Here is an 11,758-nt window from a genome sequence, read left to right as displayed (position 1 = left end):
GGTGTTCCTTATTAACCAGAAATCAAAGCGTGTTTTTGTAATAGTTCTTCGAGTGCTTTTTGGCTCGCAAGTTCCGGTAAAACCATCGGTAATCGTAATTCGGCACTGTTGATCAGCCCCATACGGTATAACGCCCACTTTGGCATTACCGGATTTGGCTCAATAAACATGCCGTTATGCAGGGTTTCAATAGTAGCATTAATACGGCGACATTCCTCAGCGTTGCCGGCCAGGCCTGCTTCGCACATTTTGGAAATTGCGCCGGGAACCACGTTAGCCGTTACTGAAATAACCCCGTGTCCGCCCTGACATAAAAATTCTGCACTGGTACCGTCGTCACCGCTAAGCAACAGAAATTCTTCAGGCACCAGCTTCTGTGTGGCTTTGAGACGTTCAATACTGCCGGTTGCATCTTTAAGACCGACAATGTTTTTGTGTGTGGCCAGTTCTGCCACTGTCTCAGGTAACATGTCCGCTACGGTTCTGCCGGGTACATTATAAAGCAGCACAGGTAAGTCAGTCGCATCAGCGACTGCTTTAAAGTGTGCAACCATACCCCGTTGTTGCGGCTTGTTGTAATACGGTACAACGCTGAGAAAACCATCGATCCCTAAACCCGCCATTTGTTCACTGAGGAAGATGGCTTCATCCGTTGCGTTTCCACCGCTGCCGGCAATCACAGGAATACGCCCTGCTGTCATAGCAACGGTCTGTTTGACCACTTCAATATGTTCTTCAAAAGGCAATGTGGCGGATTCACCGGTTGTTCCTACTGAAACAATACCGTGTGTGCCCTGCTCTATATGAAACTCAATAAGTTTCTCAAGTGCAGGGTAATCAATGTCACCCGCGTTGGTCATGGGTGTGACAAGTGCAACGTAACTGCCTTTAAACATATTATCTCCCGCGTTTTGTGAGCGCACATGGTAATGAGGTACAGCCCTAAAAACAAGTTATCGCAAGGGCTTTTTAGACGTTAATCGACAACCTTATTCTAAATAATCACTATTCCGTCAAAAATTGGGGATAAAACCCTTACATCAGACTGTTTTTCGAACTGACGCGGTGCTTAAGCTCACTTTATGATGCCGGAACGTGGCATCAAAAAATCCTGATGTGTTAGTATAAATGTGGCTCCGGTTTTATAAGTAACGACATGAATCATCAGTTAATAGTCACGATTTTGGGTACCGACAAGAGCGGCATGCTGAGCGAAATTGCCGGCACCGTGTCGGAAGCGCAATGCAATATTCTCGACAGCAGGCAGGCGATATACGGGAAAGAATTTTCCCTGACCATGATCATCGAAGGTTCCCATCAGGCAATCACACGGGCGGAGCTGGCCATTCCCCCCATGTGTCAGAAGTTCGGCCTGCTTTCTATGATGAAGCGAACCAGCCATCATGAGAAACAAAATTTAGATTATCTTTACGATGTGGAGTTCAGCGGCGAAGACAGTCATGGCCTGCTGAAGTCGGTAACCGGCTTTTTTGCGAAACGGCACGTCTCCATCAGTGCGTTTCGTCAGCGTACCTTTAAAGATAAAAAAACCGGCAAAGAAATGATGCGCTGCAAATTTGTTGTCAGTACGCCGGATTCCGTTGATATCACGCAGCTTCGTTCGGAGGCTGATGCCCTGTTCGGTTCCCTGAATCTGAGTGGCAAGATTATAGACAAAAATAAAGGAGAATTATGAACACCTTAAAAGCAGGTGATAAAGCACCGGCATTTACCCTGCCGGATCAAAATGGCGAAGCCGTTAATCTGGCAGATTTTGAAGGTAAGAAAGTACTGGTGTATTTTTACCCTAAAGCAATGACACCGGGCTGTACCGTGCAGGCTCAGAACCTTCGCGACAGCAAAACATCACTGGATGAACTCAATGTTGTGGTACTGGGGATCAGTCCGGACGCAGTTAAACGCCTGCCAAAGTTCATTGAGAAAGAAAACCTGAACTTCACCCTGCTCTCGGACGAAGACCACGCTGTGGCTGATGCTTTTGGCGTCTGGGGTCCAAAAAAATTCATGGGCAAAGAATACGACGGCATTCATCGTTTAAGCTTCCTTATCGATGAAAACGGTGCTGTTGAACACGTGTTTAACAAGTTTAAAACCAAAGACCATCATCAGGTTGTACTGGATTATCTGAATCAGGCTGGTTGATAACCCCGTTTACTCCGTCGTTCACAAAGCAAAAAGCCCTGTCAGAACAGGGCTTTTTTGTTCGGACGTACCGTCAATAAGTGTTTAAGTGTTACAGGGCGGCGGTTCATCCGGTCCGCCGGACCATGCTGTTATCAGCGCTTTGACTAGTGTTGCCAGCGGGATGGCGAAAAACACTCCCCAGAACCCCCACAATCCGCCGAAGAACAGAACCGCCACGATGATATAAAGAGGATGTAAGCTCACCGCCTCGGAGAACAAAAGTGGTACCAGTAAGTTACCGTCCAGTGCCTGGATAATGCCGTAGGCAATCATCAGATACCAGAAATCAGGGGTCAGCCCCCACTGAAACAATGCCACAACAGCCACCGGAATGGTGACAACGGCTGCACCGATATAGGGGATAAGCACTGACAAGCCAACCAGTACGCCGAGCAGAATGGCATAGCGCAAGTCCATCAGAGCAAAGACAATGCAGGATACAGATCCCACAATCAGAATTTCGATAACTTTGCCGCGGATATAATTTGCTATCTGGGTATTCATTTCATGCCCGACCTGCGTAATCAACCGGCGCTCTTTCGGTAACAATGACGAAATGCCATCAAGAAAAAACAATTTGTCTTTCAGCATGAAGAACACCATCAACGGCACCAGAATCATATATACCAGTAACGCTGCAACATTACCGATTGAACTGACAGATGCTGACAAAAGTTGCTGCCCCAACTCCACCAGATGATCATTGAGACTCTCCATCATCTGCTGAATTTGATAAACCTGTACATAGTCAGGATACTTATCCGGTAACCGCAGGATCCAGTCCTGTGCGTTTTGCCAGATTAGCGGCGTTTCCTGAATCAGATTCACGCTCTGACGGCTCACAGTAGGTAACAAGCCGACAATCATCAGTATGGTGACAGCAACAAACGCCAGCATCACAACGCTGCAGGAAATGGTCCTGCTGACACCAATATTTACCAGCCGGTTCACCGGCCAGTCCAGCAGATAAGCAATCACAGCTGCCACCAGAACAGGCATGATAAGCCCACCCCAGAATACGAACACAGTTGCCGTCAACAGGATTAAGATCAGCAACATGGCTGCATCGGGGTCAGAGAACTTCCGGCGGTACCAGCGGCCGAATACACTGATTAAACTCATAAATTCTGCTCAGTCGGAACGGAAAAAAATGCATCATAGGAGAATCACTGACTGCTCTGCAACCCGGATTCCGCGGTATTACAGGCTAAATGAAAACTTCCGGGCTACATTATGCATGAAGCGATATAGCAATCGCCTGTATTGTACGGCACAATGCTAAAATAATGCGATGGAAAAATGAAACTAATCATGGAGTTTGCCACTCTATCTGTAAACGCTTCAGTGGTACTCAACAGTAACAGGTTCAATGAGATATTTAGCGCGAAACGGAATTAAAATAGGCTTGTGTTTGCTGGCAATGAGTTTTTCTGCCATTGCACAAACCAGTAAATACAGCGATCGTAATACGTTACCGGAAATAGGTGTGGTAGCGTCTGACGCCCTTTCCCTTGACAAAGAGATGCTGATTGGCGATGCCGTTATGCGGCAAATGCGCGGCGGGGCCCCGATTATCGGCGACCCGGTACTGGATGAGTATTTGCAGGATCTGGGCAACCGCCTTGTTGTTCATGCCGACAATACCAAGTTTCCTTTTGAATTCTTCTGGGTCAACAACGATGCCATCAACGCCTTTGCTTTCTTTGGCGGCCACATTGGTGTGCATACCGGCCTTATTCATAATGCGAAAAATGAGAGTGAGCTTGCGTCAGTGCTGGCCCACGAAATCTCTCACGTTACCCAGCGTCACCTTGCCCGCCACATGCAGGCACAACAGCGTGCTACGCCACTGGCCATTGCCAGTATATTAGGCGGTGTTTTACTGGCGATGGCAGATCCTCAGGCCGGTATGGCAGCCATTTCCGCCGGTCAGGCCGCTTCAGCGCAAATGCAGATTGATTATACCCGTTCTAATGAACAGGAAGCTGACCGGATTGGGATAGGCATGTTATACCGTGCCGGATTTGATCCTGACGCGGCAGCCAGCTTCTTCTCAACCTTGCTGGAACAATACCGCATGGTATCCCGTCCGCCTGCAAGATTGCTTTCTCACCCGTTAACAGAAACGCGTGTTGCAGATGCCCGCGCCAGAGCCGGCGATTTTCCACCTGTGCGGTTAAGAGAAAGTATTTCTTTTCATCTGGCAAAGGCCAGAGTGATGTCCAGGTACACGTTCAATAAAAAATACAGCCTGGAATACTACCAGGATGCGGTGGACCGTAAGAACTATGTAGTCCGTGAAGCGGCAATGTATGGTCTAGCGCTGGCACTCATGCGCAATGAGAAGATTCCGGAAGCAGCGAAGGTGATCGATACATTACTTAATGAAGAACCGGATAATCTGTTTTACCTTGATGCAGCCACTGATCTTTCTCTGGCAATGGGTAAACCGCAGGAAGCAACAGAACGTCTGGCACCGCACCTGCAATTAACACCACGCAATCAGGTACTGGCATTGAATCAGGCCAATGCGCTTATTGCCGCCAATGAAAATGACAAAGCTGTTCAGTTACTGAAAGACTTGTTGCTGGTGCATCCTGACTATGAAATCGCCTGGCAGTTACTCACTGAAGCATATAAAAACAACAAAGATTTTCAGGGCATGCATCAAAGTAAAGCAGAAGTGATGGCACTGAACGGTGCTTACCGTCGCGCTGTGGATGAATTACAGTTTGCTTATAACTTTACTGCCGACAAGCACCTTGACAAGCAGCGGATCCGCGCAAGGATTAAACAACTGCGGGACGAGGAAGAGCGGCTGAAACGACTGTAAATGCCTCCCTTAATTCAGTGAGCGGAGGTACCCGCCTCCGCGTTTGTATACTGAATTAAACCGTCCAGGGAGTCATCGTCCTGCTCACCGTACAACGCTTTCACAACCTCCCCCTTAGGTGAAATCAGATACGTTGCGGGCAGATAGTCCGGATACGGCATGGGAAAAATGGTTTCTTTTGCGGTGTTTATCACAGCAAACTCAATATTTAGCTGTTGTGTTAAGGCACGCAGTTCCTGCTCATTTTTGTCATCAAAACTGACACCGGTTATCTTCACATGGTCAGGCAGGCGATTAATCAGCCTGTTCAGAGCCGGGATCTCCCGTAAACAGGGAGAACACCAGGGGGCGAAAAAGTTGATGATATGCCATTCTCCGCCATTGTCTGCCCAGCGAACCGGCTGTCCAGAAAGTGTAACGGCATCTGCGCGGGTATATTGCTGAAGTTGCCAGCCGGCAATCAGTGCAACCACAGCCGCACTGACAATCATTAATGATTTTTTCATGATTAATTGCGTCCGGTCATATTATTCTTACATTAATACTTGTTAGAATTCATCTCAGTGAAATTTATAACACATTGAATAAAAAGCCTATGTCTTCAGTACAAATACTTCATAACCCCCGTTGCTCCAAAAGTCGCCAGACCCTCACTTTATTACAGGAAAAGGGTATTGATGTTGAAGTCACCGAATACCTTAAACACCCGTTAACCCGGGAACAGCTTGAAGCCATTGCTACAAAGCTGGGTGTTTCGTCCCCCCGTGACATGATGCGGACAAAAGAAGCTGAATATAAAGAGCTGGCATTAGGTGAGAGCTCTGTTACCGACGAACAATTATTCGATGCCATGGTTTCTGTTCCGAAGTTAATTGAGCGTCCGGTGGTCATAAAAGGTCATAAGGCCCGCATTGGTCGTCCACCTGAAAGTGTTCTGGACATACTCTGATGTCGCCGGTACTGGTGTTGTATTACTCAAGAAACGGGACAACCCGGCAACTGGCAACACATATCGCCAGAGGCATTGAAAGTACAGGAGCCGAAGCACGGGTGCGTACCGTGCCGGCGATCCCTGAATATATGACACCATGGCCGGATGTTCCCGAAGCAGGCGCGCCCTTCGTTACCCGTTCTGATCTGACAGAATGTTCCGGTCTGGCACTGGGGAGTCCGGTCAGGTTCGGAAATATGGCCGCTCCGCTTAAACATTTCCTCGACAGTACTTCTCAGGAATGGCTGAAAGGCGTACTGATTGATAAACCCGCCTGTGTATTCACCTCCGGTGGCAGTATGCATGGCGGACAAGAGTCAACCCTGCTTACCATGATGCTGCCCCTGCTCCATCATGGCATGGTGCTCTTTGGTATTCCTTACACTGAATCGCAATTACACGATACTGCTTCCGGCGGCTCGCCTTATGGTGCCGGACATGTGTCAGGCCACAGTGACGGTAAACTGACTGATGATGAATCAGCGCTGGCTTTTGCCCAGGGAAAGCGTCTCGGGGAACTGGTACGGCAATTAGCACGGAAGAAATCATGACAGAAATGGCACCGGCAACTAAAAAAGCACGCTGGCTGGCGTTACTCAGTTATCTCGGATTACTCGCCTGGGTAACCTTGTGGCAATTTGTATTGGTTGAAGAAAGGGTCTACGGCACGCTCTTCATCGCCATAATTTATATTTTGCCTTTACTCCTGCCACTTCGCGGCATCATTGCAGGGAAACCCTATACCCACGCCTGGGCAAACTTTGTTGTACTGTTTTATGTGATCCACGGCATTACAGCCGGTTACGCGGCACCGCAGGAACTGGGTTATGCCATAACGGAACTGATACTTGCCACGGGCATGTTTGCCGGTTGCAGCCTGTTTGCCAGATTACGGGGTCGGGAATTGGGTCTCGGACTTAAAAAACTGAAAGATGTCATGAAGGAAGAGAAGCAGCGCTTCGAAGAAACGGAATAAAGACACCATGACACACAGAAAGGTTATTCTTTTTCCAATTCCCGCTTAATCATAGCCACAGACAGTTTCTTCTGTTCCTGCAAAGAGCGGGTGTCCAGCCGGTCGAGCATAGCAAGCAACGCCGGTAAATCACGGTCACAATGGGTGAGTAAAAACGCCAGAGCCTGTTCGGAAAAACGCATACCCCGTTGCGCCGCGCGCTTTTTCAGCACATTCAGACGTTCATTATCAGTCAGGCCTGCCAGTTGCCAGGTAATACCCCAGCTCAGACGTGAACGTAAGTCAGGTAATTTGAAAGCGGGATGGTTCGGGCCGATGGAAGAGGTCCAGATAAATATGGACGTATGATTGTCTACCACACGATTAATAAAATGAAAAAGCGCCTCTTCCCACTCATCAATGCCGGCAATGGCATCAATATTGTCCAGACACACATAAGGCAGGCGCTCCAGGCCATCAAAGATCACCGGTGTCCAGTCAGCATATTCCCGTAAGTTTAAATAAATATGCCGTGTCTGGTGAAAGGCAAGTTGGTGGCATACGGCATAAAGTAAATGACTCTTGCCCCGCCCCGCAGCACCGGTAATACCGACACCCGCCAGCGGACTATTGTCCAGCGAACTGAATGCCGTGTTATCCCGCCAGCGGCTGCCACTCTGGCTCAATGCAGAGAGAAAGTCTGCAAGGCCGCTGTTTTCACCAGCCTCAAAGCTTGCGAAGGTTTCATCATCAGGTAACGATACCGCCAGAGGTAACTGCATAGGCGCTGTGTTATTCGTTCCAGTAAAAGTTCAGTCCGTCAAGGGGGTTACCTGACACGTCAGACACCGGCTTGAGTTTTGAATCCAGGCTCACCAGTTTGAAAAAGTCACTGGTTTGCGACAACAGCGACAGTGAGAACGTCGCCACAGACCCTTTCTGACTCACCAGCGACACATGACTCACCATGCTCATCTGTTCCATGTATTCTCTGGCATGCACGTACTTTTCCAGCGAGTCCACATTGGCAACAGAGATAGAAATGTTATTCACTTCTGTTTGTTCATCACCGCTACGGACTGAAAAATGCTGGCCAAGATAATCGCTGTATTCTTCAAAAAACAACGCGGTAAGGCTGTCTTCATCATCTGCATAAAGGGTACCGAACTGAATGTCGTTATTTTTGATCACTACCCAGTCAAGGGCCCAGTCACCTTGCGTATGCTTTTGTGACATTGCTTCGAATTCGCTGCGGGTGAACGCCGGAGAACGGGCTTCTTCCACAAGATCATCCACCAGGTAGGTATTCAAATCCTGTAAACCATTATTGGAAAAAGCAGGCCGGTAGGTGTCATAGCGAAATGCTGATGCCTGCTCCCGCGTTTGCTGTTCTTCTTCAATGTCAGGCACAGCATTCATCTTTACTTTGTATAACCGCGCGCCGACAATGTAATCAGGCTGATATCTGACCGAAGCAGTTTGCAACGTTCTGGCAAACCGTCCCCAAACATCAAAAACGGAAATATTCACGCTGTCATCTAAATCCATCAGCGGGAACACGACAGGCACGCCTCTTTCAACAGCCAGTTCACGTAGACGACGGCTTACCTGTCCTTTAGCACCGTCATCGATGATCTGGCGGTTTCCATTTTCATCTTCGGTGGCAAGCCACAATAAAGTATCCGGTCTGCGCTGTCCCCAGACGGGTAATCCGGCTTCCCTGATCACCTTTATAACTGACCGGGAATCAAACTCAGCGACATAAGACAACTGACCGTTAACCACATCAAACCGGTACGCCCGCAAATACCGTTCAGGTTGAGACAACATGGCCCTTACTGCACTGTTTGAAGTAGCTGCACGCTGACCGGTAATTTTTATGACTACCTGTTCCAGTGCCTGACGGGCCGCTTTCTTCTGGGTCGATGATGACTGATCGGACACAGCCACACTGGCCTCGTTAACTGATACCACTGTACTGGCCTGAACGGATCCTGAGAAAGCTCCGGCAAACAGAGAAACAACAATGAACACTAAAGAAAAGGAAGATAATTGAAAAAGCATGAAGAATTAACGCCGCTCCGTGAAACCCGTACCTGGACTATGCGAAAACGTATTGTGTGTTATTTACCGGAATATTTCACCACTAAAATGTAAAAGAATAGCATCAGGACAGATCAGCAGCCGAATTCCCCCCTGCGCCCTGTTGGACTTACTGCAACTTACTGGTAGAATCCGCGTCTTTCCAATCACCGCACCAGGGCCATACTCGTGAGCGAAAACAAACAGTCACTTAGTTATAAAGATGCAGGCGTAGACATTGATGCCGGAAATCAGCTGGTTGAACGTATTAAATCTGTTACTAAAAAAACAACCCGTCCGGAAGTCCGTGGTGGCCTTGGTGGTTTTGGTGCGTTATGTGAACTGCCCGCGAAGTATAAACGCCCGTTACTGGTATCCGGCACCGACGGTGTAGGAACTAAACTGCGCGTAGCGATGGATGCCAACCGTCATGACAGCGTGGGTATCGATCTGGTTGCTATGTGTGTTAACGATCTGATTGTTCAGGGTGCAGAGCCGTTATTCTTCCTCGACTATTACGCTACAGGAAAACTGGACGTAGATGTGGCTGCAGACGTGGTCACCGGTATCGGTGAAGGCTGCGAACAGGCTGGCTGTGCACTCATTGGCGGTGAAACAGCAGAAATGCCCGGCATGTATCACGACGGCGATTACGATATTGCCGGATTCTGCGTAGGTGTTGTAGAAGCTGATAAAGTGATTGACGGCAGCGGCGTAAAAGCTGGTCAGAAAATTATTGCTCTGGCTTCGTCCGGCCCGCATTCAAACGGTTACTCACTGGTCCGTAAAATCGTTGAAGTCAGCAAAGCAGACGTGAATGCAGACCTTGATGGTAAGCCGCTTATCGATCATCTTCTTGCGCCAACCCGTATTTATGTGAAGCCGGTACTGGCACTGCTGGAAAAAGTAAAGGTAGAGGCCATCTCTCACATCACCGGTGGCGGTTTCTGGGAAAATATTCCCCGTGTGCTGCCTGAAAACGCCAAAGTTGTAGTAGATGAGTCAAGCTGGCAATGGCCTGTCGTATTTAACTGGTTGCAGGAAAACGGTAACGTTACGCAACATGAAATGTACCGTACCTTCAACTGTGGCGTTGGTTTGATCCTCGTTGTCGATGAAAACGATGCAGATGAAGCCGTCCGTATTCTGAATGAAGGCGGAGAACAAGCCTGGTTACTGGGTCATATTGAAGATCGCAACGGCGATGAAGAACAGGTAGAAATTAAGTAATGACTACCGCTAAACCCCGCTTATGCGTACTGATTTCCGGTAACGGGTCTAATTTGCAGGCTATGATCGACAGTATCGAAGCCGGTCAGTTGCAAGCTGAAATTGTGGCGGTGATCTCAAACCGCCCGGGTGTATTCGGTCTTGAAAGAGCCGGAAAAGCCGGCATCCCTGCACATTGCCTGGATCATAAAGATTTTTCAGACCGCGATGAGTTTGACGCAAAACTGCAATCTTTGATTGATAGTTTTAGCCCGGATGGCGTAGTACTGGCCGGATTCATGCGTATTCTTACGCCTGAATTTGTTGAACATTTTTCCGGTAAATTATTGAACATCCACCCGTCTTTGTTGCCAAAGTACAAAGGGTTACATACCCATCAACGTGCGATTGATAACGGCGACAAAGAACACGGTGTCAGTGTGCATTTTGTGACTCCTGAACTGGACGGTGGTCCGGTAATCATCCAGAGTCGTGTACCGGTATTTGAAGATGATACCGCAGATGAACTGGCTGAACGGGTTCAGGAACAGGAACGCCGGATTTATCCGTTAGTGTTGAAGTGGTTTGTCGCCGGTCGTCTGACAATGAAAGATAATAAGGCTGTGCTTGATGATAAAATTCTTCCGCCGGAAGGTTATGCCAACGACTAAACCGGCAGGGTTTCTGCTGTCACTTTTGTTGATGCTGGTTTCTGTACCGGCATCTGCAGAAGACAAACCTGTTATTACTCCTTTTGAAGCGCATTATACCGCTTATAAATGGGGTGATGATGTGGGTGAAGCCAAAATCAAGCTTGAATATCTGAGCGACGAACAATACTCCCTCACCTATTCTTCAGACGTTTCCAAATTCTTCTTATCTGACGAACGTTTTGAACACTCCGTGTTTTTTGCCTCGGAAGATACAATTCTGCCTTTCTCCTACTACTATAAGCGCACGGGTACCGGACCCGATAAACAGCTTTCGGTTAAGTTTGCCAGTTTCCCTGACAAGCAGATAGAAATCGAAGGTGGTGAGACTCTGCCATGGCAGGGAGAAACCGATAATCAACTTTACCGTATTGATCTCGCCAGACAACTGGCCGCAGGCAAAACAACCCTGTCTTATGATTTCATTAACTACCGTGGCGAACGGAAAAATTATGGTATTGAAGTCACCGGTGAAGAAAAACTGTCACTGCCTTACGGCGAACTTGACACTATTAAGGTAAAAATTCTTCGCGACAATAATAGCAGCCGGGAAACATTTGCCTGGTTTGCCCCCGCTCTGGATTATAATCTGGTCCGCCTGCAGCAATTTAAAGATGGTGATGAGCAGGGGGATATCAAGCTCAGTGCATACCGTCATCTTTAATCTACGTTAAGTTGTAAAATTTTTGTGTTCTCTTTCTTGACCTTTGATGTGACAGACATTAGTTTTAGCATCATACTCTGGTCTGACCTCAGTACAACTTACTGATTCA

General features: G+C 48.1%; 14 protein-coding genes. 9 read left to right on the top strand and 5 right to left on the bottom strand.

Annotation, left to right across the window (positions count from 1 at the left end; genetic code table 11):
- Nucleotides 1-11: 11 nt before the first annotated feature.
- Complete coding sequence (gene dapA, locus ACXAH4_RS10230) at nt 12-896, bottom strand: 4-hydroxy-tetrahydrodipicolinate synthase (protein WP_474844253.1); 885 nt, start codon at nt 894-896, stop codon at nt 12-14.
- A gap of 260 nt (nt 897-1,156) precedes the next feature.
- Here dapA and ACXAH4_RS10225 point away from each other — a divergent pair, with 260 nt between their 5' ends.
- Together ACXAH4_RS10225 and bcp are read left to right on the top strand one after the other, a co-directional pair.
- Entirely contained in the window at nt 1,157-1,696 is a 540-nt protein-coding gene (locus ACXAH4_RS10225; protein WP_119501442.1) for a glycine cleavage system transcriptional repressor, read from the top strand.
- On the top strand, nt 1,693-2,163 hold the full coding sequence (gene bcp, locus ACXAH4_RS10220; RefSeq protein WP_474844255.1) for a thioredoxin-dependent thiol peroxidase: 471 nt from the start codon (nt 1,693-1,695) through the stop codon (nt 2,161-2,163). Before ACXAH4_RS10225 ends, bcp begins: the two co-directional genes overlap by 4 nt.
- Nucleotides 2,164-2,247: 84 nt before the next feature.
- On the opposite strand, the gene ACXAH4_RS10215 is transcribed toward bcp, so the two are convergent.
- On the bottom strand, nt 2,248-3,327 hold the full coding sequence (locus ACXAH4_RS10215) for an AI-2E family transporter (RefSeq protein WP_474881753.1): 1,080 nt from the start codon (nt 3,325-3,327) through the stop codon (nt 2,248-2,250).
- Between the two features lie 247 nt (nt 3,328-3,574).
- Here ACXAH4_RS10215 and bepA point away from each other — a divergent pair, with 247 nt between their 5' ends.
- On the top strand, nt 3,575-5,038 hold the full coding sequence (gene bepA, locus ACXAH4_RS10210) for a beta-barrel assembly-enhancing protease (protein ID WP_474844256.1): 1,464 nt from the start codon (nt 3,575-3,577) through the stop codon (nt 5,036-5,038).
- A gap of 14 nt (nt 5,039-5,052) precedes the next feature.
- On the opposite strand, the gene ACXAH4_RS10205 is transcribed toward bepA, so the two are convergent.
- Nucleotides 5,053-5,544 (bottom strand): TlpA family protein disulfide reductase, encoded by a 492-nt coding sequence (locus ACXAH4_RS10205; RefSeq protein WP_474844257.1) that lies wholly within the window; start codon nt 5,542-5,544, stop codon nt 5,053-5,055.
- Nucleotides 5,545-5,633: 89 nt separating this feature from the next.
- Between ACXAH4_RS10205 and arsC the strand changes: the two genes are divergently transcribed.
- Genes arsC through ACXAH4_RS10190 form a run of 3 tightly spaced genes read left to right on the top strand, consistent with a single transcriptional unit; the run spans nt 5,634 to nt 7,005 of the window.
- Nucleotides 5,634-5,987 carry an arsenate reductase (glutaredoxin) gene (gene arsC, locus ACXAH4_RS10200; RefSeq protein ID WP_474881751.1) on the top strand — a complete coding sequence of 118 codons (354 nt, stop codon included), beginning with the start codon at nt 5,634-5,636 and terminating at the stop codon, nt 5,985-5,987.
- Nucleotides 5,987-6,580 carry an NAD(P)H:quinone oxidoreductase gene (wrbA, locus tag ACXAH4_RS10195; protein ID WP_474844258.1) on the top strand — a complete coding sequence of 198 codons (594 nt, stop codon included), beginning with the start codon at nt 5,987-5,989 and terminating at the stop codon, nt 6,578-6,580. Before arsC ends, wrbA begins: the two co-directional genes overlap by 1 nt.
- A 5-nt stretch (nt 6,581-6,585) precedes the next feature.
- Nucleotides 6,586-7,005 carry a DUF2069 domain-containing protein gene (locus tag ACXAH4_RS10190; protein ID WP_119503400.1) on the top strand — a complete coding sequence of 140 codons (420 nt, stop codon included), beginning with the start codon at nt 6,586-6,588 and terminating at the stop codon, nt 7,003-7,005.
- Nucleotides 7,006-7,028: 23 nt separating this feature from the next.
- Here the strand turns inward: ACXAH4_RS10190 and hda are convergent, their stop codons facing one another.
- Nucleotides 7,029-7,766, bottom strand: coding sequence for a DnaA regulatory inactivator Hda (gene hda / locus ACXAH4_RS10185; RefSeq protein WP_119501449.1), 738 nt, complete (start codon nt 7,764-7,766; stop codon nt 7,029-7,031).
- Nucleotides 7,767-7,776: 10 nt separating this feature from the next.
- Entirely contained in the window at nt 7,777-9,048 is a 1,272-nt protein-coding gene (locus ACXAH4_RS10180; protein ID WP_474844259.1) for a DUF2066 domain-containing protein, read from the bottom strand.
- Nucleotides 9,049-9,255: 207 nt separating this feature from the next.
- On the opposite strand from ACXAH4_RS10180, the gene purM reads away from it, so the two are divergent.
- Genes purM through ACXAH4_RS10165 form a run of 3 tightly spaced genes read left to right on the top strand, consistent with a single transcriptional unit; the run spans nt 9,256 to nt 11,649 of the window.
- Nucleotides 9,256-10,296 (top strand): phosphoribosylformylglycinamidine cyclo-ligase, encoded by a 1,041-nt coding sequence (purM, locus tag ACXAH4_RS10175; protein ID WP_119501451.1) that lies wholly within the window; start codon nt 9,256-9,258, stop codon nt 10,294-10,296.
- Complete coding sequence (purN, locus tag ACXAH4_RS10170) at nt 10,296-10,946, top strand: phosphoribosylglycinamide formyltransferase (protein ID WP_474881750.1); 651 nt, start codon at nt 10,296-10,298, stop codon at nt 10,944-10,946. The genes purM and purN overlap by 1 nt, the downstream gene beginning before the upstream one ends.
- Nucleotides 10,933-11,649: a DUF3108 domain-containing protein gene (locus ACXAH4_RS10165; protein WP_474881748.1), complete on the top strand. Its 717-nt coding sequence runs from the start codon at nt 10,933-10,935 to the stop codon at nt 11,647-11,649. The genes purN and ACXAH4_RS10165 overlap by 14 nt, the downstream gene beginning before the upstream one ends.
- The last annotated feature ends 109 nt before the right edge of the window (nt 11,650-11,758 follow it).

The organism is Alteromonas sp. ABV2_168, from assembly GCF_056161165.1.
Note: the sequence above shows the minus strand (reverse complement) of the source record. Positions and strands in the feature narration are given on the sequence as shown.